Here is an 18,789-nt window from a genome sequence, read left to right as displayed (position 1 = left end):
CAAAGTCGGTTGCCGTTTGCCGGGCACACGCCGACAATCGCCTCTCCCCCGCCCCTTGGAGAGATGCAATGCACAGCGTTGCGCTGATGGTTTACCCGAATTTCCAGTCGTTGAGCCTCAGCCTGGGCTCGGTGTTCGAGTGTGCCAACCTGCTGCGCGGCGAGCCGGCCTATGAGTTTCACCTGGTGTCGGAAAGCGGTGGCGCGGTGATGACCTCCCAGGGCTTTTCGGTGAACACCAGCGCGCTGCGGCCGGAGGGCTATGACACGTTGATTGTCAGTGGCTACCTGGAGTTTCGCCTGCCGGAAGCCAACCTGCTGGAGCTGGTCAAGGCCGCGTCCGCGCAGTCGCGCCGGGTGGCGTCGTTATGCATGGGCATTTTTGTGCTGGCCGAGGCTGGGCTGCTGGCTGGCAAGCGCACCACCACTCACTGGATCCACGCACCCGCGTTTCGCAAGCGTTACCCGGATATCCGCCTGGAAGAAGACAAGTTGTTCATTGTCGACGGCCAGGTGTGGACCGGTGCGGGCATGAGCGCCGGGGTCGACCTGGCGCTGGCGATGGTGGAGGACGATCTGGGCAGCGACCTGGCCCGGCGTATTGCGCGCAAGCTGGTGATTGCCCAGCGTCGTGGCAGCGAGCAGTCGCAATTGTCGGCCTTGTTGGAGCTGGACCCCAAGTCCGACCGCGTGCAGCTGGCCCTGGCTTACGCTCGCGAGAATCTCACTCAGGATTTATCCGTGGAGGCCCTGGCCGACGTTGCCCGGTTAAGCCCGCGCCAGTTCAGCCGGGTGTTTCGCGAAGAAACCGGGCAGACCCCGGCCAAAGCTATCGAAGCCCTGCGGGTGGAAGCTGCGCGGGCGATGATGGAAACCAGCCGGCACCCGGTGGAGGTGGTGGCGCGCGAAACCGGGTTTGGTGATCGCGAGCGCATGCGCCAGGCGTTTCTCAGGGCGTTCGGGCAGCCGCCTCAGGCGATGCAGCAGGTGCTGTTCAACCCGGGTTAGGCCAGTGACGGCCTGACAGCCGGTGCCTATTTACCTGAAGTGCCATGATCCAACTGTGGGAGCAGGCTTGCCTGCGATGGCGGCCTGCCAGCCAACGCCTATCTACCTGACACCCCGCAATCCAAATGTGGGAGCGGGCTTGCTCGCGAAGGCGGCCTACCAGCCAACGCCTATCTACCTGACACCCCGCAATCCAAATGTGGGAGCGGGCTTGCTCGCGAAGGCGGCCTGCCAGCCAACGCCTATCTACCTGACACCCCGCAATCCAATTGTGGGAGCGGGCTTGCTCGCGAAGGCGGCCTGGCAGGCGACGCAGTTGAATTGGGTACATATCCATTGCTGCGGTAACGGCCACTTAGGGTTCCGCTCTGACAGCGGGTCACTTTTGGAAAAGAGCCCCAAAAGTAACCAAAAGGGCTCTTGCCCCACCACTCGGCACCTCGCCTAGGCTCGGTGTGCCCGAACACAGGCTTGAATCCGTGGGCCGCCGCCACGCGCCATCCATGGCGCGGGGCGGCTAACCCGGCGTCCTGCCGGGTTACCCACGAATTTAAGCCTGCGTTCGGCCAGCGTGGTTTAACGGGGCGCTTGAGATCAAGATCAAGAGCAGATCAAGAGCAGATCAAGAGCGGCTCGCTTCGCATCGTGGTTACGGTTGATCGCTGCAGCGTTGTTTAGATGGAGAAAGCCCCGCCCGTCAATGCAACGAAGCCCGGGTTATCAGGTAGTTCACCCACTGCGGTTCATCGTCCAGTTCAATGCTCTGCACCGGGCGCGGCAGGTTGTCCAGCACGGTGCGCCAGAATGCCTGGGACACTTCGTCCTGATCATAGAAACGCACCAACCAATTGCGCTCGCCGCTGCACAGCACCTGGCTGGCGATGGCGCGGCCGATGCCCTTGCGGCGGTAGCGCTTGAGGATGAACAGGTCGGCCAGTTCCAGGGCGTCGATGCCCGGTAGTTCGCTGCCTTCGATCAACAGGAAACCGGCGATGTAGCCGTCTACCAGCAGCAGGTTGGCGCTCCATTGCGGGTCGCTCCAGTAGCGGGCCAGGTGTTCGTCGTGGATGTAGAAACGCCCATCGGCCTCGACATCTTCCTGTTCCCAGTCCGAAGACTCGTAGGCGTAGTACTGGTAAAGATTGCGGATCAGTTCAGCTTCTTCGGGGCCGGTCTGGATCAATTCGACGGTGGTTTCAGGCATGGGGCTCTCGGTGGAAAAACGCAGGGCGCCATTGTTCACAAAAGTGCTGCCCACGCCAATGGCCTGGCGAATCCTTTCTATTGGCTGAACCGATTGCAAATAGCAGTTGCCTTGGCCGAAATCCTGAAACATTTAGAATAAACTTCGCCGGTTTCTCCCTATTGCTCAAGGACACGTATTTTGACCAACGTCTGTACCGCCGGCCTGGATGTGGGCTTTGCCTCCCTGGATTACCTGCAGATCTTCATCCTGGGCGTGATCCAGGGCATTACTGAATTGCTGCCGGTGTCGTCCACCGCCCATATGCGCGTGGTGCCCGCCCTGCTCGGCTGGCAAGACCCCGGCTCGGCGTTTTCTGCGGCCATGCAACTGGCGGCGTTGGCGGCGGTGGTCAGCTATTTCTGGCGCGATGTGCGTCAGGTCACCACCGGCAGCATCAGTGCGGTGCGCCGGGGCGACTACAATGACCGCTGGTTCAAGCTGGCCGTGGCGATTGTGCTGGCAACTGTTCCGATTGGCATTGCCGGGCTGGCGTTGTCGTCGACCTTGAATGCTTGCAACTCACCGTTGCGCGGGCTGATGGTGATCGGCATTTCCTGCGTGGTGATGGCGGTTTTGCTGGCCCTGGCTGAAGTACGCGCCCGCCATACCCGCGACGTAAGCCAGATGCGATTGCGCGATGCGCTGATCGTGGGGGTTGCGCAAATCGGCGCGTTGATTCCCGGCGTATCGCGTTCAGGCTCCACGTTGACCGCGGCGCTGTTCCTGAATTTCAAACGCGAAGAAGCGGCGCGGTTTTCCTTCCTGCTGGGTTTGCCGGCCATCGCCCTGGCCGGTTTGAAAGAGCTGTGGGTGCTGCTGCGCGCCGATCTGCCCGCCCACGCCTGGCCGCACTTGATGTTCGGGTTGGTGGTGGCCAGCGTCTCGGCGTTCTTTGCCATCTGGGGCCTGATGAAGTTCCTGGAGCGTTTCTCCACCTGGCCGTTCGTGATCTACCGCGCGCTGCTGGGGGTGTTTTTGATCGTGGCCGTCAGCACCGGCCTGCTTACCTGACCCTTGTAGGAGCGAGCTCGCTCGCGAAAAACGCCCAGGCGCCGCGCTCATCCAGAAAGCCCGCGTTATCGTTGACGTTTTTCGCGAGCAAGCTCGCTCCTACAGGTTATTGGCGGTCGGCCAGCGCTTCGAGCAAGTCGGCCGAGGGTACGAAGAACAGGCCGCCGGTCACGGCCGTGCTGAAGTCGAGCAAGCGGTCGTAATTGCCGGCCGGGCGGCCGACGAACATGTTTTCCAGCATCTGTTCCAGGGGCTGAGGCGAGCGTGCGTAGCCGATGAAATAAGTGCCGAATTCGCCCGCGCCTGGGCGGCCAAAGGGCATGTTGTCGCGCAGGATCTTCACTTCCTCACCGCTCTCGTCGGTGATGACGGTCAGCGCGCTGTGGGAATTGCTCGGCTTGGCGTCTTCGTCCAGTTCGATGTCCGACAATTTGGTGCGCCCGATCACCTTCTCTTGAGCCTCCACCGTCAAGCCATTCCACGCGGTCATGTTGTGCAGGTATTTCTGCACCAGCACATAGCTGCCACCTTCGAACTCAGGGTCTTCATCGCCCACCAGGGTGAAGGCCTCGGCCTTGCGCCCCACCGGGTTCTCGGTGCCGTCGACGAAACCGATGATGCTGCGCATATCGAAGTACCGAAAGCCGTGGACCTCATCCACCACTTGCACGCTATCACCCAGGGCCGTCATCAGTTGGGTCGCCAGCTCGAAACACAGGTCCATCTGCTCGGCACGGATATGCAGCAGGATGTCGCCTGGGGTCGACACCGCCTTGCGCCCTTGCACACCAAACTCGCGAAACGGATGCAAGGCCGCCGGGCGCGGCGCGCCGAACAGGCGGTCCCAGGCATCCGAGCCAAACCCGCAAACGCAGGTCAGGTTGCCCGAGGGCACGCGCTTGCCTACTGAGCGCACCAGGCCTGCGATGTCGGCGCACCAGGCCCGCACGTTTTCAACCGCATCGGGCGCCAGGGTGGCGACCATGAAGATCGCGCTGCTGGTGATTGGATGGCACACCGATTGCGGTTCGAGCGGGGGGCGGACGGGGCAGGTTTTCATGAAGGCGATCCACTGGCTAAGGTCGGTTTGAACCCCGGCAGGTTAGCAGATCATCCCTGACAACTGGCCCACACCTGGCGAATCAGCGCTTTGAGCTTCAAAGCCTCGGCCCAGCGATCGGTGAGCTCGCGACCATCCGCGCCAGTGATCGCATAAGGTGGCGGGCCCAGTTCGCAGGTGAAGGACAGGCTCTGGGGTGTCTCGGCGCGGGCCAGCCAGTCTTCGATCCCGTAGCGCCACCAACCGGTAAAGCGCTCGACCCAGGGCTGATGCTGGGGAAAATCCAGGCCCACCTGTACCTGTTCGCTGCTGGCGATGCGGCCATGAAAGCCCCAGCTGTGACGCAGGATCTTTTGGATCTGCTCATCGTCCACCTCGCTGCCAGACTCGGGCAATTCGCGCCCGACGACGTAGTGGGACAGGTCAGCGAGCAGTTTCAGATCGGGCATCTGTGCCAGCAGGTCGAGGGTGAACAACAGGTCGTTGGTGAGCCGATAGCGGTGGGTTTCCAGCAAAATCTGGAAGTCCACCTGTTCGGCCAGGCGTTGCCAGCCGTCGATCAGCCTGGCCGCCTCGGCCTGGGTACGCGGGCGCACGTCGGCTTGCAAGGTGAGATGGTGACAACCGTAGCGGCTGATCACCTCCAATGCCCTGGCCAGATCATCCACCGATTGCGGGAACAGCTGCCCTTCAATCTGCAAGCCCCTGGCCGTGGCCGCCGCGTGCAGGCGCTGCACCGATGCAGGTGCCCAGTAATGGTCGGTGATGCCGTCATAACCGGCGGCGGCGATGCGGTCCAATTGTGCTTCCAGGCTGCCGGGCTCGGTTTGCATGGCCCACATCGATTGGAATACTAAGAACTGGCGCATGGTCAGCCTCGCAGTAATGGCTTCAGGGAGACGTCAGGGTCGGCCAGGCTGGCCGGGTTGAGCGGGATATGGGCGGTGATCAAGCGCTCGCACAGCTTGATGTCCTTGGCTGCGCGGTTACCCATGGCCCAACCGCAGGCGCCTTGCAAACGGTGATGGTCGTCAAGGTAGAACAGCAGCAGGCTGCCTTCGGGCAATTGCCGACGAACCATCAGCGCAGTCATCACCCCGACGGTGTGCAAGCCCCACGCGTATTGATCGGACCAGAAACCCGGGATCGTCTCGAACGCCAGCTTGCGCCCCAGCAGGTTCAACGCCGCGAGACGGCCCTGGGCTTCGGCGTTGCGCCAGGTTTCCTGGCGCTGATAAAGGCCCGCCAGGCGAAACTCGCACACATCCCCCGCCGCGTAGATATCTGTCGCACTGGTGCGTAGGTACTCATCGACGCGAATGCCCTGCCCGACGTCCAAACCTGCCGCCGTGGCCAACTCGATGTTGGGCTGCATACCAATGCCGACCACCACCAGATCGCAGGGCAGCCGCTGCCCGTCGACCAGTTGCACGGCGTCGGCGTGGACACACTCCAGGGCGACGTTCACACGCACGTCCACGCCTTGCTCACGGTGCAATGCCAGCAACGCGTCACTGATCACCGGAGGCAACACCCGCCTCGCCAGCCGTGGCCCGGCTTCCAGCAACGTCACCTCGCAGCCCAGGCCCCGCGCGGTCGCCGCCACCTCCAAGCCGATAAAACCACCGCCAACCACTACCAACCTAGCGCCAGGGCGCAACCTATCGCGCAGGGCCAAGGCTTCATCGTGGGTGCGCAGGTAAAAGACATTCGCCTGCTCTTGGGGCAAACGCCGCGCCCGGCCTCCGGTGGCCAGCAGCAGGCCGGCATAGCTCAACCACTGGCCGTCGGCCAGTTGCAGCCGGTGGTGCTGTGGCTCCAGGCGGCTGACCGGGTTGGCGGCGATATGCTCGACCTCGAGCGCCGCCAACTGCCGGCTGTCGCACAGGCTGCATTGCGCCAGGTCGGTCGAGCCTTGCAGCAAACCCTTGGACAACGGTGGACGTTCGTAGGGCAGATGCGCTTCATCGCCAATCAGGATCAGGCGCCCGCTATAGCCTTCTTCACGCAAAGTCAGTGCCGCACGGCCACCCGCATGGCCGGCGCCGACGATGATCAGGGGGGCGTTCATCCTTCGGCCGTGACGGCGAGCAGCACCCGCCCCGCATCCACCCGCACCGGGTAGGTCTTGAGGTTGACACACACCGGCGCGCCCAGGGCCTTGCCAGAGCGGTAATCAAAGCGCCCGTTGTGCTTGGGGCATTCGATCACATGGTCCATCACCAGGCCGTCGGCCAGGTGGATTTTCTCGTGGGTGCACAGGCCGGCAGTGGCGAAGAATTCATCCTCGGCAGAGCGGAACACCGCGTAGGTCTGCGCGCCGTGGTCGAAGCGCAGCACGTCTTCTGCTTCTATTTCGCCCACGGCGCAGACGTCGATCCATTGATCGTTCATGCATTTATCTCCAATGACTGGCTCTTACTCTGTGGCGAACGAGCTTGCTCGCCACGGGTGGGGCGCTGGACGAAGTAGCTGGGGTCGCTGCGCTGGCGCCAGATCGTCGGAATGATTTCCTGGTAGGCCTGCCACAGGTTGGCATACGGCGGTGGGCAGTCGCTGCGGATCTCTTCGTGCAGCTGGCTGAGCGCGTGGTAAGGCACCATCGGGTACATGTGGTGTTCGAGGTGGTAGTTCATGTTCATGTAGATAAAGCGCAGCACGCGGTTCATGTAGATGGTGCGGCAATTGCTGCGGTGGTCGAGCACATCTTCGGCCAGGCCCACGTGCTGGCTGAGGCCAAACAGGTAGCCGAGCCACGCGCCATAGAGGCTGGGCAGGCCCACCAGCATCAGCGGCAACCAGCTGTGCAGGTACAGCGCAGTGCCAATGATCACCGCATAAAGACCGACCCAGATACGCGCATCTCGGTACACCTTGGGCCACTCGGATTCGGGGATGAAGTCCTGCTCCTGGGCACTCATTCGCCCGAGCGCGTGGCGGGCCACGCCGCTGAAGGTCTTCCAGGCCAGGGGCAGGTTGAACAGGCTGAGGGCCATCATCCATAAGCTGGGCGGGCGCGGTTCGACGATCTCCGGGTCACGGCCGACGACGATGGTGTCGGTGTGATGACGGGCGTGGCTCCAGCGCCACACGTGGGGTTCGAAGAGGCACATGAAGCTCGCCACCTGGTACAGCGCATCGTTCATCCAGCGGGTCTTGAACGCCGTGCCGTGGCCGGTTTCGTGCCAGCGCGGGTTGGAGGCCGTGCCATAAAGCACACCGTAGGCGATGAAGAACGGCACGCAGGCCCAACTGCCCCAGAACCAGTAGCCGCCGACACCAGTGGCCAACAACGCCGAGAACCACAGGGCGGTGTCGAGCAACGCCGGAGCGTCGCGGCGTTGCATCAGGGCTTTCATGCGATTGCGCGGGATGGGCGACTGGTACCAACGGGCCGAGACCAGGCCCTTGTCGGCGGCGCGGGCCGCTTCGGGGCCGGTGAGGCTGTAGTCGCGCCGAGCGCGGTGAGCGGTGTGTTCAGGCATTGTTATTGTTCTCCGCAAGCGTGGGTTTCAGGGGCTTTGCGAAACCAACCATAGAGCGCGGCTAAATCACCCTCAAGGCCTTGAATCCATTCCCTATCAAGCTATCATCCAGGCCCAGCGGAGCTTGATAGTTTTCTATCAAGACGCTCAAGGGGCCTACCATGCACAACAACAAACGCCCAACCATCGCCACCGTTGCCGCCCAGGCGGGGCTCAGCGTAGCCACCGTCGACCGCGTGTTGAACGCCCGCGCGCCGGTCAACCCCGGCACCGCCGAACAGGTGTTCCAGGCCGCCGAAGCGGTGGGCTATTTCGCCGCACGGCTGATCGGCCAACGCATTCGCGAGCGCCGGCCCACCTACCGTTTCGGCGTGCTGTTGCTGGGGACCGCCCAAGCGTTCTATGCGCAGTTGGCACACTGCATCAGCGAGGCCGCGCAGCATCACGCCACCGCCAACCTGAGCTGCCAGTTCGACTACATCAACGACCGCACGCCCGGCGCCATCGTCGCGCAAATCGAACAACTGGCCGTGCAGTGCGACGCCCTCGCGGTGGTCAGCTTCGCCCACCCATTGATCAACGCCTGCCTGGCGCAGATCCGCACAGCGGGCGTGCCGGTGGTTGCCCTGCTCTCGGACATCCATGAACACGCCGCCGAACCCTATGTGGGCCAGGACAACCACGTGGTCGGGCGCACCATGGGCTGGCTGCTGGCGCGCACTTGCGGCGCACGCAAAGGCAGCGTGGGCATCCTGTTGGGTGGCCACCGTTTTCTCGGCCATCAGGCACGGGTCGAGGGCTTGCACAGCTACCTGGCCGAACACGCGCCGGGGCTCAAGCCGTTGGAGCCGCTGATCAACCTGGACAACTGCGACATCACCGAAGAAGCCACCCTCGACCTGCTCAGCCGCCATACCGATTTGCGTGGGTTATGCGTGGTCGGCGGTGGTGGCGACGGTGTGATCAACGCCTTGGCCCAACTGCCCAAGCGCCCGGCGCTGTGCTGCATCCTGCAAGAGTCCACGCCGTTGTCGCGTCAGGCATTGAGCAACGCCTTGATTGATGTGGTGATGGACTCGCAGCCACGGCAAACGGCCGTGGCGCTGGTGGAGTTGCTGGTGCGCTTGCAGAGTGATGAGGGGTTTGACCCCTTGAGGCACCGCGTGCATATACCGCCGCAGATAGTGACCCCGGAAAACCTGTGCAACTGATCGGGTTGGATTGAGGTTTCAGCGCTCACGGAAATCGGCGGCGCTCAAGCCAAACCGACTCATTTTGTTGTACAGCCCGCCCCGCGACACATCCAGTTGCTGTGCGGCCAGGCGAATGTTGCCGTGGGTGCTGGTGAGCGCGGCAACGATGGCGTGCATTTCATGGCTGCTCAAATCCTGCGCGGGCTGGGGCTGGTAGGCGCGCAACGTGGTGCGTTGCTGGGTTTCCAACGGCAAGTCAGCCGATTGAATCAGCTCGCCCATCGCCAGGTTGGTCGCCCGCTCAATGACGTTTTCCAGTTCCCGCACGTTGCCCGGCCAACCATGGGCTGACAGCAACGCCAACGCATCCGGCGCGAAACCTTGCACCGTTTTACGTAGCGAGCGGGCACAGCGCTGCAGGAAGTGCCGCGCCAGCAATGGGATATCGTCACGGCGCATGCGCAGTGGCGGCACGCTCAGGTTCAGCACGTTGAGTCGGTAGTAAAGGTCTTCACGAAACGCGCCCTCGGCCACCGCCTGGCTCAGGTTGCGATGGGTGGCCGCGATGATGCGCACGTCGACTTGCCGCGATTGCTTGGCCCCGACGCGGGTGATTTCACCCTCCTGCAAAACCCGTAGCAGACTGACCTGGGCATCGAAGGACATGTCGCCGATTTCATCCAGGAAGATGGTGCCGCCATCCGCCAGTTCGAACTTGCCTGCCGCCCCACCCCGCGCCGAGCCGGTGAACGCACCTTCGACGTGGCCGAACAGTTCGCTCTGCACCAGGTCCCGTGGGATCGCGCCGCAGTTGACTGCCACAAACGGGCCGTTGCAACGCTCGCTGCCGTTGTGAATGGCCTGGGCAAACAGCTCCTTGCCGGTGCCGCTTTCGCCGAGGATCAAGGTGGTGGACTCGCTGCGACTGGCAATGCGCCCCAGGTGCAGTGCATCTTGTATGGCCCGAGAGGTGCCCAGGATGGTCTCGAAGGTATAGCGCGCCTGGGTGCCGATAATGCGCCGGGTAATCTCGCGGATACGGCGGTTTTCGCGCACCGACACAATCACTCCACCCTGCTCCAGTGGGCATACCGAAACCAGGCAGGCGAGTTGGCTGCCGTCGTGCAAGTGGAAGGTGCAATCGCGGTCGCGCACCGGCTCACCTAGCGCGTCGCTCAGCTCACTGCGGCCCAGGCGCTGGAAAGGACTGCCGATCAACTCGCGCCCTACCCCGAACAATTGCCGCGCATAACGGTTGAGTGCCTTGATGCAGCCACGCTCATCGAGCACCACCAAGCCTTCGTTGAGCACTTCGAGTACGGCCTGTTGTTCTTCCAGCAACAGCTGCAGCGCCATCTGCCGCGACACCGCTTCGGCCGCCGCTTGAACGGTGCCCAGGGTATGGAAATGAAACCAGCCGGGCTCGGCGGTCAGGGTGAGCATGGCCAGGGTCTGGCCTTGGGCATCCTTGATCGGCGCGGCGGCGCAGTGCATGTGGCGCTGGCGCAGGCCGCTGGCGAAATTTTCTTCCGCCAGCACATACACCAGGCGATCTTCGGCCAGGGCCAGGCCGGTGCAGTTGGTGCCTTGCACCGATTCGAGCAAGCGACTGCCCACCGGGGTGATGTCCAGCCCGCAAAAATACAGAGTCGTGCCCTCGGCATCGGTGAGGTTGATATGCCCGCGCGGGTTGTAAGCCAGTAATCCATGCATGACCTGCGCGGCGGCGGCGATCAGGGCGCGATGGTGGGCCAGGGTCGCCGCCAGCGCATGAGGCGCAACAAAGCGGTAGTCGTTGTGACCGGGCTCGATACCTGCCTTGACGCTGCGTTGCCAGGAATCCCAGATGACTTGGCGTACCCCGTCGGGACGCACGACTTGGCCAGCCAGGCACTCTCGCCACGCCTGTTCCAAGGCGGCAATGGGCCCGTCATTCAGCGCGGCAGGCCCCAGGTTCGTGAGGTATTCGAGGTCTTGCACACTGAACGCCTGGGTCATTGCGGTTATCCATGTTCATATTTTCGACATGTCAGTATAGACATGTCATAAAAATGAACACTTTTTGTTTGATTAAAATAATAAGCCTTTATAAATCAGCTACTTATAAACTGGCACAGGCCTTGCTCTTGCCCCTGTGTCACCCAGGACGGTCCTGGGGGCCCATAACAACAAAAGGGGTCGTTTCATGAGTACACAGAACATCCGCCTGGGCTTGATCGGTGCCGGCCGCATGGGCAGCTTCCATGGCCTTACCGCTGCACGCCATATCCCCGGTGCCTGCCTCGCCGCCATCGCCGATCCCGTCCCAGGCCAGGCCGCTCGCCTGGCAGCAGAACTGGGGGTGGACAAGGCCTACACCGACCCGCAACAGTTGCTGGACGACCCGGACATCGACGGCGTACTCATCGCCGCCCCTGCCCGTAGCCATGCCGAGCTGGTGATCAAGGCCGCACGTGCCGGCAAGGGCATCTTCTGCGAAAAACCCATGGCGATTACCCTGGATGAAGCCGACCGCGCCATTGCCGCCGCTGCCGATGCACGGGTGCCCCTGCAGGTCGGCTTCAATCGGCGCTTCGCCAGAAGCTTTCGCACGGCGCACCTCGACGTCGTCGCCGGACGTATTGGCACGCCGCAACTGCTGCGCTCGCTGACCCGCGACCCGGCGCTGAACAACCCGGCCAACTCACCGCAATGGGTGATCTTCCTCGAAACCCTGATCCACGACTTCGACACCCTGCGCTACCTCAACCCCGGAGCCGAAGTGGTACAGGTGCAGGTGATGGCGGACGCACTGATTGCCCCGCAATTCAAAAGCCAAGGCTTGCTCGACACCGCCGTGGTCACCCTGCGCTTTGACAACGGCGCCATTGCCACCGCCGAAGCCAGCTTCCAGGCCGTGTATGGCTACGATGTGCGCGGCGAAGTGTTCGGCAGCAAGGGCATGCTGAGCATGGGCAGCCTTAACGACTGCGACCTGGTGCGCTACCTGGCCGAGGGCATCCAGGCAGACACGCAGCGGATGGACACCGACCTGCTGCGCGACGCCTACATCGCTGAGCTCAACCACTTTGTCGACTGCCTGCGCAGCGGCGCCAAGCCCCTGGCCAGCGGTGAAGATGCGCGTGCAGCCCTGGCAATTGCCCGTGCCTGCATTGAGTCGTACCAAACCGGCAAGGCCGTGGCCGTTCAAGGAGCCCGCTGATGATGCCGTTCAAATTGGCCGTCAGCGCCGAAATGGTGTTCCTCGACCTGCCCTTCATCGAACGGGTCAAACGTATTCATGCCCTGGGTTTCAGCGCCGAAATCTGGGGTTGGGCCGATAAGGACATTCAGGCCTTGGCGGCGACCGGTGCGGACTTCACCTCGATGACCGGCTACCTCACCGGCACCCTCACCGACCCCGACGGCATCCGCCAATTGCTCGACAGCGCCCGTGAGTCCCTGGGCATTGCCGAGCGCCTCAACTGCCCCAGCCTCAACCTGCATGGCACGGGCCTGGGTGAAGGCGGCCTGCCCGTGCAGCCCGTCAGCCACACCACCGGGCGCATGTGGCTGAGCGCATGCAAAAGCCTGGAGAAAATCGCGCGCCTGGGGGAAGACGCCGGCCGCGTGTTTCTGCTGGAAAACCTCAACACCGCCGTCGACCACCCCGGCACACCGTTTGCGCGTGCCGACGACACCCTGGCCCTGATCGAAGCCGTCGGCAGCCCGCATCTGAAGATGAACCTGGACCTGTACCACGCGCAGATTGGCGAAGGTAACCTGATCGAATTGATCCAGCGCGCTGGCAGCGCCATCGGCGAAATCCAGGTCGCTGATGTGCCTGGACGCAAGGAGCCCGGCACGGGCGAAATCCACTACCCGGCCATTGCCCGGGCCTTGCACGCCATGGGTTACACCGGTGTGGTCGGCCTGGAGGGCTGGGCCAGCGGCGACAGCGAGACGGCCCTGGAGCGTTTCCGCCAGGCATTCACCCTATAACAATAAAAGGAACAGCCTCATGCACCGTTATTCATTACTAATGGCCGCGCTGTTATTGATGTTCAGCCAGTGGTCCTTCGCCGCCTATCGCATCGGCGTGAGCATTGCCCGGGTGGACGATAACTTCATGACCTACGTGCGCACCGGCCTGGAAGCGGCAGCCAAACACCAGGACGTGCAGATCCAATTCGAAGACGCCCAGGGCGATGTGGTGCGCCAGCTCAATCAGGTCGAAGGCTTTCTCAACCAGAAGGTCGATGCGGTGATCGTGCTGCCGGTCGACACCGCCGCCACCGCCAACATCACCCGCGCAGCCGTGGCGGCGAAGACGCCGCTGGTGTACGTCAACCGCCACCCGGATGAGCGTACGCTGCCTGAGGGCGTGGTCACGGTGGCCTCCAACGACATCGAAGCGGGGCAATTGCAGATGCGTTACCTTGCCCAAAAACTGGGTGGTAAGGGCAACGTGGCGATCATCATGGGCGACCTTGCGCAGAACGCCACCCATGCCCGTACCGAGGGGGTCAAACAGGTGCTCAAGGACTTTCCGGGAATCAAGATCGTCGAGCAGCAAAGCGCCGAATGGCAGCGCAGCAAGGGGATGGACCTGACCAGCAACTGGTTGCTGGCCGGGACACCGTTCAATGCCATTGTCGCCAACAACGATGAAATGGCGATTGGCGCGGCCATGGCCTTGCAACAAGCAGGCAAGGCCAAGGGCGAGATTGCGATTGTCGGCATCGACGGCTTGCCCGATGGACTGGCGGCGATCAAGCGCGGGTTGTTGGCGGGCTCAGTGTTCCAAGACCCCAAGGCCCAGGCTGCCCAGGCCGTGCAAGCGGCGGTGCGCATGATCAAGGGCGAGCAAGTTGACGCACAGGTGTGGGTGCCATTTGAGCTGATCACGCCTGAGCAGGTGGGGGTGTTTGAGCAGCGCTACAAATAACGCAGCTTTGTAGGAGCGAGCTTGCTCGCGAAGAACGCCCAGACGCCGCGCTCATTAAGGAAGCACGCGTTATCGTTGACGTTTTTCGCGAGCAAGCTCGCTCCTACCTGGTTATCGTATCAATCCAGGTCACGTGCATCATGGCGCTCGGGCAGTTGATCATCCCCCGACACCCGGTTCACCCGCCGTCCACGCTGCACCGCCGGCCGTGCGTCAATCGCATCCGCCCAGCGCTGCACATGCTTGTATTCATGCACCGACAAAAACTCCGCCGCGCCATACAAACGGCCTTTGACCAACCCACCGTACCAAGGCCATATCGCGATATCGGCAATGGTGTAGTCATCCCCGGCAATGTATTGGCTGACCGCCAGGCGCTTATCCAGCACATCCAGTTGGCGCTTGGTCTCCATGGCAAAGCGGTTGATCGGGTATTCCATCTTGCTCGGCGCATAGGCATAGAAATGCCCGAAGCCGCCCCCCAGGTAAGGCGCGCTGCCCATCTGCCAGAACAGCCACGACAGGCATTCAGCCCGTGCGGCGGGCTCCGTGGGCAGGAACGCACCGAACTTCTCGGCCAGGTACTGCAAAATCGCGCCTGATTCGAACACGCGAATCGGCGTGGCGCCGCTGTGGTCCATCAGCGCAGGAATCTTCGAGTTCGGGTTCACCGCCACAAAGCCACTGCCGAACTGGTCGCCGTCGCCGATCTTGATCAGCCAGGCATCGTATTCGGCGCCGCTGTGCCCCAGAGCCAGCAGCTCTTCCAGCAGGATCGTGACCTTCTGCCCATTGGGCGTGGCCAGAGAGTATAACTGCAGCGGGTGCTTGCCCACCGGCAGCGGCTTTTCGTGGGTGGCGCCGGCGATGGGCCGGTTGATGCTGGCGAAGGTGCCGCCGCTTTCGGCGTCCCAGGTCCAGACTTTGGCAGGTACGTACTCGGTCATAATCAATGCTCCAGAGGCGCTTGTGATCCACTAAGCGTTCCAGACTAAACCAAAGGTTGATGACTCGTCACACCTATCAGCATGGAAGATCCGGCATGAACGAGCGACTCGACGACCTCCTCGCCGACCACTTGCACGTACTGTTCTGCGGCATCAACCCTGGCAAGGGCTCGGCAGCCCTCGGCCTGCATTTTGCCAATCGTAGCAACCGCTTCTGGCGCACCGTGCATCTGGCCGGTTTCACGCCCCATGAGATTCGCTCGCAAGACGGCGCCACCTTGCTGCACTACGGTTGCGGATTAACCACCTTGGTGGAGCGCCCCACGGCCAGTGCAGGCGAGTTGGCGCGGCATGAATTCCAGGACGCGGCGGCGGCGTTCGAACACAAGATCCGCCGCCATGCCCCGCGCTTCGTCGCGTTCCTCGGCAAGCCCGGCTATAGCGCGCTGAGCGGCCAGCGCGAGGTCGCCTGGGGTTTGCAAGCGCAGCCACTGGGCGACGCCTCGGTCTGGGTGCTGCCCAACCCCAGCGGGCGCAACCTGGCGTTCAGCCTTGAGCAACTGGTGGAGGCGTATCGGCGGCTACGCGAGGCCGTTGTGCAAGCGCCCCAACCTCAAGCGTTACCCCATCGAGTAAGCACCACAATTTGAATGTGGGAGCGGGCTTGCTCGCGAAGGCGGTGTGTCAGAACCTAATAAGTTCACTGGCACACCGCCTTCGCGAGCAAGCCCGCTCCCACACCCGATGTGCATCATTCTGAAAATCGCGTTTATACCCAGCCGCCGTCAACGATAAAGTTCTGCGCCGAGCACATCGCCGAGGCATCCGAGGCCAAAAACAGCGCCATGTTGGCGATGTGTTCCGGCATCACGCTGCCGGGCAGGCACTGGCTGCGGGCGATGAGGTCCTTGGCGGCGTCGTCGACCCACATGGCCAGTTGTTTTTCGGTCATCACCCAACCCGGCACCAAGGTGTTGACGCGGATATGGTTGGGCCCCAGTTCCCGCGCCAGGGCTCGGGTCATGCCGTGGGCGGCGGCCTTGCTGGCGGCGTATACGGGGTAGCCGGCCGAGGCCATCATCCAGCCCACCGAGCCCAGGTTGATGATCGAGCCGCCACCGGCCTGTTTCATCATGGGCACCACCGCTTTGGCGGCAAAGAAGGCGTGCTTGAGGTTGACCGCAATCAGCTGGTCGAACATGTGCGAGTCGATTTCTTCCAGGCTGTGGCGCACATCGTTCGCTGCATTGTTGACCAGTACCGTGATCGGCCCCAGGGAATGCTCGAAGCGCCCGATCGCGGCGCGGTAACCGATCTCGTCGGTGATATCGCAGCACTCGAACTCGACACGCTGCCCTTTGGAGTTCAGCAGCGCCGCCAAGCGTTCACCCTGGCTCTGTGCACGGTCCACAAACGCCACCTTGGCGCCCTGTGCGGCGAAGGCCCGCACCATGAACTCGCCAATCCCCGAAGCCCCGCCGGAAACCAGCACGGTTTTGTCCTTGAGGTCGGGATAAATCGCTTGCTGGGTAGTCATAACAATCAGTGCTCCGCTTAATTAGTCTTATTTTATTTTGCAAGAACGGCGTTAAAGGCTATAAATCTGCTGTCATATCGACAAAATATCTCAAATTAGTAGAACTATTCCAGCAAAACAACAAAAGGAAGTTCGACCATGAAGCACCCTCGATACCTGCTGTCCGGCCTCGCGCTGTCCATGCTGATCGCCAGCGGCGGCGCGCACGCCGCTGGCCTTAGCAGCGAACACAAACCCTTCGGTAAAACCAACGATGGCACCGCCGTCGAACAGTACGTGTTGCGCAACAGCCATGGCATGCAAGCCACGGTGATCACCTACGGCGGCGTGCTGCAGTCGCTAAAAGTGCCGGACAAACACGGCAAGCTCGACGACGTGGTGCTGGGCTTCGACGACGTGCAAGGTTATCAAGGCGGTACCGCGTTTTTCGGCGCCACCATCGGCCGCTTCGGCAACCGCCTGGCCGGCGGCGCCTTCGAACTCGACGGCAAACGCTACCAGGTACCGCTCAACGACGGCCCCAACTCATTGCATGGCGGCGCCCAGGGCTTCGACAAGCAGGTGTGGCAAGCCAAATCGGTCAAGGACAAGGATTCGGTGGGCGTCACCCTCACCTACCTGTCCAAGGACGGGGAAATGGGCTTTCCGGGCAACTTGAAAACCGAGGTCACCTACCGCCTCAACGACAACAACGAACTGCACATCGACTACACCGCCACCACCGACAAACCGACGGTGCTCAACCTCACCAACCACAGCTATTTCAACCTGGCCGGCGCGGGCAACGGCGACATTCTCAAGCAGGTCGCCACCTTGCACGCCAGCCACTACACACCAGTGAATGCCACCTTGATTCCCACCGGTGAATTGGCGCCGGTCAAGGGCACGCCGATGGACTTCCTGAAGCCCACACCTATCGGCCAGCACATCAAAGACGACCATCCGCAGCTCAAATTCGCCGAGCCGAAACAGGGTGGCTTCGACTTCAACTGGGCGCTGGATACCAAAGGGAATGTGAAACAGCTGGCCGCCGAAGTGCATGACCCTGAGTCGGGGCGGCGTTTGCAGCTCTACACCACAGAGCCTGGCGTACAGTTCTATACCAGCAACTTCCTGGACGGTTCGGTGAAGGGCAAAGGCGGCAAAACCTATCAGCATTGGAGTGGGTTTACGTTGGAGACCCAGCACTTTCCCGATGCGCCTAACCAACCAGGCTTTGCCTCAACCCGCTTGAATCCTGGGCAGACTTACACCCAGAGCACCCTCTTCAAATTCACCGCCGATTAAATTGTGGGAGCTGGCTTGCCTGCGATAGCGGTGGTTCAGGCAACACTTGTGTAGCCTGTGCCACCGCTATCGCAGGCAAGCCAGCTCCCACATTGGTTTCTCACTGCGCCTGGGTTCAGCGTTGTTTCATGCGGTCGATGACCACGGCCAACAGCAGGATCGAGCCGCGGATCACATACTGGTAGAAGGTATCGATGTTCTTGAGGTTCATCGCATTCTCGATGATCGCCAGAATCAACACCCCGGCAATCACATGCCGGATCATGCCGATACCACCGCTCAGCGACACCCCACCCAGCACGCAGGCCGAGATCACCGTGAGCTCGAAGCCCTGGCCGATCATCGGCTGGCCGGAGGTCATGCGTGAAGCCAGGATTACACCCGCCAGCGCGCCAATCAGGCCGTGCACGGCAAAGATCAGGATCTTGGTGCGGTCAACGTTCACCCCCGCCAACAGCGCCGCCTCCGGGTTACCGCCGATGGCCATGGTGTTGCGCCCGTAGGTGGTGTAGTTGAGCAGCCAGCCGAAGAACAGGAAGCAGACAATGGTGATCAAGATCGGCACCGGCACACCAAACAATTGGCCGTTGCCGAACACAAAGAATTGCTCCTGGGACACACCCACCGCTTTGCCGTCGGCAAAGATATAAGCCAGGCCGCGCACGATCTGCATGGTCGCCAGCGTGGTGATCAGGGCGTTGACCCGCAGCTTGGCGATCACGATGCCGTTGATCAGCCCCACCATCAGGCCCATCAGCAGCGCTGCGCCAATGCCCAGCATCACGCTGTCGGTATCGCGCATCACAATCGCCGCAACCACCCCGGCGCAGGCGATCACCGAGCCTACCGACAGGTCGAAGTGCCCCGAGGCCAGGCAAAACAGCATGGTGCACGCGGCAATACCGACAGTCGAAATTGCCAGGCCCAGACCGCGCATGTTCAGTGGCGAGAGGAAGTTATCGATCAGCAGCGCGCACAGTACGAAGATGCCCACCGCTGCCAAGAGCATCGCCCAGTTATCGAGCAATGCGCGTATATCGAGGGGTTTGCGTGCCGAGGGCAGCGCGTTGTTTTGAATAGTCATGGTCG

Annotated in this window: 18 protein-coding genes; 8 read left to right on the top strand and 10 right to left on the bottom strand. The window is 62.2% G+C overall.

What is annotated here, in order from left to right; translation table 11 throughout:
* The first annotated feature begins 68 nt into the window (after positions 1-68).
* Positions 69-1,007, top strand: coding sequence for a GlxA family transcriptional regulator (locus tag N2A98_RS10625; protein WP_044272318.1), 939 nt, complete (start codon positions 69-71; stop codon positions 1,005-1,007).
* A gap of 697 nt (positions 1,008-1,704) precedes the next feature.
* On the opposite strand, the gene N2A98_RS10620 is transcribed toward N2A98_RS10625, so the two are convergent.
* Positions 1,705-2,343 (bottom strand): GNAT family N-acetyltransferase, encoded by a 639-nt coding sequence (locus N2A98_RS10620; protein WP_069559022.1) that lies wholly within the window; start codon positions 2,341-2,343, stop codon positions 1,705-1,707.
* A gap of 48 nt (positions 2,344-2,391) precedes the next feature.
* Between N2A98_RS10620 and N2A98_RS10615 the strand changes: the two genes are divergently transcribed.
* The gene (locus N2A98_RS10615) at positions 2,392-3,264 is read left to right on the top strand and encodes an undecaprenyl-diphosphate phosphatase (RefSeq protein WP_044272323.1); all 873 of its coding nucleotides are present in this window, start codon (positions 2,392-2,394) and stop codon (positions 3,262-3,264) included.
* Positions 3,265-3,370: 106 nt separating this feature from the next.
* On the opposite strand, the gene N2A98_RS10610 is transcribed toward N2A98_RS10615, so the two are convergent.
* Genes N2A98_RS10610 through N2A98_RS10590 form a run of 5 tightly spaced genes read right to left on the bottom strand, consistent with a single transcriptional unit; the run spans position 3,371 to position 7,809 of the window.
* On the bottom strand, positions 3,371-4,324 hold the full coding sequence (locus N2A98_RS10610; RefSeq protein WP_153475401.1) for a Dyp-type peroxidase: 954 nt from the start codon (positions 4,322-4,324) through the stop codon (positions 3,371-3,373).
* A 50-nt stretch (positions 4,325-4,374) separates the two neighbouring features.
* A complete protein-coding gene (locus N2A98_RS10605; protein ID WP_275623385.1) occupies positions 4,375-5,193 on the bottom strand; it encodes a sugar phosphate isomerase/epimerase in 819 nt (272 codons plus the stop codon).
* Positions 5,194-5,195: 2 nt separating this feature from the next.
* Complete coding sequence (locus tag N2A98_RS10600) at positions 5,196-6,395, bottom strand: FAD-dependent oxidoreductase (protein ID WP_275623384.1); 1,200 nt, start codon at positions 6,393-6,395, stop codon at positions 5,196-5,198.
* A complete protein-coding gene (locus N2A98_RS10595) occupies positions 6,392-6,718 on the bottom strand; it encodes a MocE family 2Fe-2S type ferredoxin (protein ID WP_044272333.1) in 327 nt (108 codons plus the stop codon). The genes N2A98_RS10600 and N2A98_RS10595 overlap by 4 nt, the downstream gene beginning before the upstream one ends.
* Positions 6,715-7,809: a fatty acid desaturase family protein gene (locus N2A98_RS10590; protein ID WP_078467651.1), complete on the bottom strand. Its 1,095-nt coding sequence runs from the start codon at positions 7,807-7,809 to the stop codon at positions 6,715-6,717. The genes N2A98_RS10595 and N2A98_RS10590 overlap by 4 nt, the downstream gene beginning before the upstream one ends.
* 161 nt (positions 7,810-7,970) lie before the next feature.
* Between N2A98_RS10590 and N2A98_RS10585 the strand changes: the two genes are divergently transcribed.
* On the top strand, positions 7,971-9,020 hold the full coding sequence (locus N2A98_RS10585; protein WP_275623383.1) for a LacI family DNA-binding transcriptional regulator: 1,050 nt from the start codon (positions 7,971-7,973) through the stop codon (positions 9,018-9,020).
* An 18-nt stretch (positions 9,021-9,038) separates the two neighbouring features.
* Here the strand turns inward: N2A98_RS10585 and N2A98_RS10580 are convergent, their stop codons facing one another.
* Positions 9,039-11,000, bottom strand: coding sequence for a sigma 54-interacting transcriptional regulator (locus tag N2A98_RS10580; protein WP_275623382.1), 1,962 nt, complete (start codon positions 10,998-11,000; stop codon positions 9,039-9,041).
* Positions 11,001-11,187: 187 nt separating this feature from the next.
* Between N2A98_RS10580 and N2A98_RS10575 the strand changes: the two genes are divergently transcribed.
* Genes N2A98_RS10575 through N2A98_RS10565 form a run of 3 tightly spaced genes read left to right on the top strand, consistent with a single transcriptional unit; the run spans position 11,188 to position 13,929 of the window.
* Complete coding sequence (locus N2A98_RS10575; RefSeq protein WP_078802651.1) at positions 11,188-12,204, top strand: Gfo/Idh/MocA family oxidoreductase; 1,017 nt, start codon at positions 11,188-11,190, stop codon at positions 12,202-12,204.
* Entirely contained in the window at positions 12,204-12,983 is a 780-nt protein-coding gene (locus tag N2A98_RS10570; protein ID WP_275623381.1) for a TIM barrel protein, read from the top strand. The genes N2A98_RS10575 and N2A98_RS10570 overlap by 1 nt, the downstream gene beginning before the upstream one ends.
* Before the next feature lie 19 nt (positions 12,984-13,002).
* The gene (locus tag N2A98_RS10565; protein ID WP_044272350.1) at positions 13,003-13,929 is read left to right on the top strand and encodes a sugar ABC transporter substrate-binding protein; all 927 of its coding nucleotides are present in this window, start codon (positions 13,003-13,005) and stop codon (positions 13,927-13,929) included.
* Positions 13,930-14,048: 119 nt separating this feature from the next.
* Here N2A98_RS10565 and yghU read toward each other — a convergent pair whose 3' ends face one another.
* A complete protein-coding gene (gene yghU, locus N2A98_RS10560; RefSeq protein ID WP_125969860.1) occupies positions 14,049-14,876 on the bottom strand; it encodes a glutathione-dependent disulfide-bond oxidoreductase in 828 nt (275 codons plus the stop codon).
* Between the two features lie 95 nt (positions 14,877-14,971).
* Between yghU and mug the strand changes: the two genes are divergently transcribed.
* Positions 14,972-15,526: a G/U mismatch-specific DNA glycosylase gene (gene mug / locus N2A98_RS10555; RefSeq protein ID WP_275623380.1), complete on the top strand. Its 555-nt coding sequence runs from the start codon at positions 14,972-14,974 to the stop codon at positions 15,524-15,526.
* Between the two features lie 119 nt (positions 15,527-15,645).
* Here the strand turns inward: mug and N2A98_RS10550 are convergent, their stop codons facing one another.
* Entirely contained in the window at positions 15,646-16,413 is a 768-nt protein-coding gene (locus N2A98_RS10550) for an SDR family oxidoreductase (RefSeq protein WP_044272356.1), read from the bottom strand.
* 138 nt (positions 16,414-16,551) lie between these two features.
* On the opposite strand from N2A98_RS10550, the gene N2A98_RS10545 reads away from it, so the two are divergent.
* A complete protein-coding gene (locus tag N2A98_RS10545) occupies positions 16,552-17,700 on the top strand; it encodes an aldose epimerase family protein (RefSeq protein ID WP_044272358.1) in 1,149 nt (382 codons plus the stop codon).
* A gap of 115 nt (positions 17,701-17,815) precedes the next feature.
* On the opposite strand, the gene araH is transcribed toward N2A98_RS10545, so the two are convergent.
* A complete protein-coding gene (gene araH / locus N2A98_RS10540) occupies positions 17,816-18,784 on the bottom strand; it encodes an L-arabinose ABC transporter permease AraH (RefSeq protein WP_032892292.1) in 969 nt (322 codons plus the stop codon).
* Positions 18,785-18,789: the final 5 nt, after the last annotated feature.

This window comes from Pseudomonas sp. FJ2-5-13 (assembly GCF_029201605.1).
In the GTDB taxonomy this organism is placed as follows: Bacteria; Pseudomonadota; Gammaproteobacteria; order Pseudomonadales; family Pseudomonadaceae; genus Aquipseudomonas; species Aquipseudomonas lactis.
The sequence above is the reverse complement of the archived record's forward strand: the minus strand, read 5'-3'. Positions and strand labels throughout refer to the sequence as shown.

Excerpts from the sequence above, each read along its gene's own strand:
- N2A98_RS10595 (WP_044272333.1), bottom strand. The coding sequence starts at position 6,718 with ATGAACGATCAATGGATCGACGTCTGCGCCGTGGGCGAAATAGAAGCA.
- N2A98_RS10625 (WP_044272318.1), top strand. The coding sequence starts at position 69 with ATGCACAGCGTTGCGCTGATGGTTTACCCGAATTTCCAGTCGTTGAGC.
- N2A98_RS10570 (WP_275623381.1), top strand. The coding sequence starts at position 12,204 with ATGATGCCGTTCAAATTGGCCGTCAGCGCCGAAATGGTGTTCCTCGAC.
- N2A98_RS10580 (WP_275623382.1), bottom strand. The coding sequence starts at position 11,000 with ATGACCCAGGCGTTCAGTGTGCAAGACCTCGAATACCTCACGAACCTG.
- N2A98_RS10550 (WP_044272356.1), bottom strand. The coding sequence starts at position 16,413 with ATGACTACCCAGCAAGCGATTTATCCCGACCTCAAGGACAAAACCGTG.
- N2A98_RS10590 (WP_078467651.1), bottom strand. The coding sequence starts at position 7,809 with ATGCCTGAACACACCGCTCACCGCGCTCGGCGCGACTACAGCCTCACC.
- mug (WP_275623380.1), top strand. The coding sequence starts at position 14,972 with ATGAACGAGCGACTCGACGACCTCCTCGCCGACCACTTGCACGTACTG.
- N2A98_RS10545 (WP_044272358.1), top strand. The coding sequence starts at position 16,552 with ATGAAGCACCCTCGATACCTGCTGTCCGGCCTCGCGCTGTCCATGCTG.
- yghU (WP_125969860.1), bottom strand. The coding sequence starts at position 14,876 with ATGACCGAGTACGTACCTGCCAAAGTCTGGACCTGGGACGCCGAAAGC.
- N2A98_RS10610 (WP_153475401.1), bottom strand. The coding sequence starts at position 4,324 with ATGAAAACCTGCCCCGTCCGCCCCCCGCTCGAACCGCAATCGGTGTGC.
- N2A98_RS10600 (WP_275623384.1), bottom strand. The coding sequence starts at position 6,395 with ATGAACGCCCCCCTGATCATCGTCGGCGCCGGCCATGCGGGTGGCCGT.
- N2A98_RS10575 (WP_078802651.1), top strand. The coding sequence starts at position 11,188 with ATGAGTACACAGAACATCCGCCTGGGCTTGATCGGTGCCGGCCGCATG.
- N2A98_RS10620 (WP_069559022.1), bottom strand. The coding sequence starts at position 2,343 with ATGTTTCAGGATTTCGGCCAAGGCAACTGCTATTTGCAATCGGTTCAG.
- N2A98_RS10605 (WP_275623385.1), bottom strand. The coding sequence starts at position 5,193 with ATGCGCCAGTTCTTAGTATTCCAATCGATGTGGGCCATGCAAACCGAG.
- araH (WP_032892292.1), bottom strand. The coding sequence starts at position 18,784 with ATGACTATTCAAAACAACGCGCTGCCCTCGGCACGCAAACCCCTCGAT.
- N2A98_RS10585 (WP_275623383.1), top strand. The coding sequence starts at position 7,971 with ATGCACAACAACAAACGCCCAACCATCGCCACCGTTGCCGCCCAGGCG.
- N2A98_RS10565 (WP_044272350.1), top strand. The coding sequence starts at position 13,003 with ATGCACCGTTATTCATTACTAATGGCCGCGCTGTTATTGATGTTCAGC.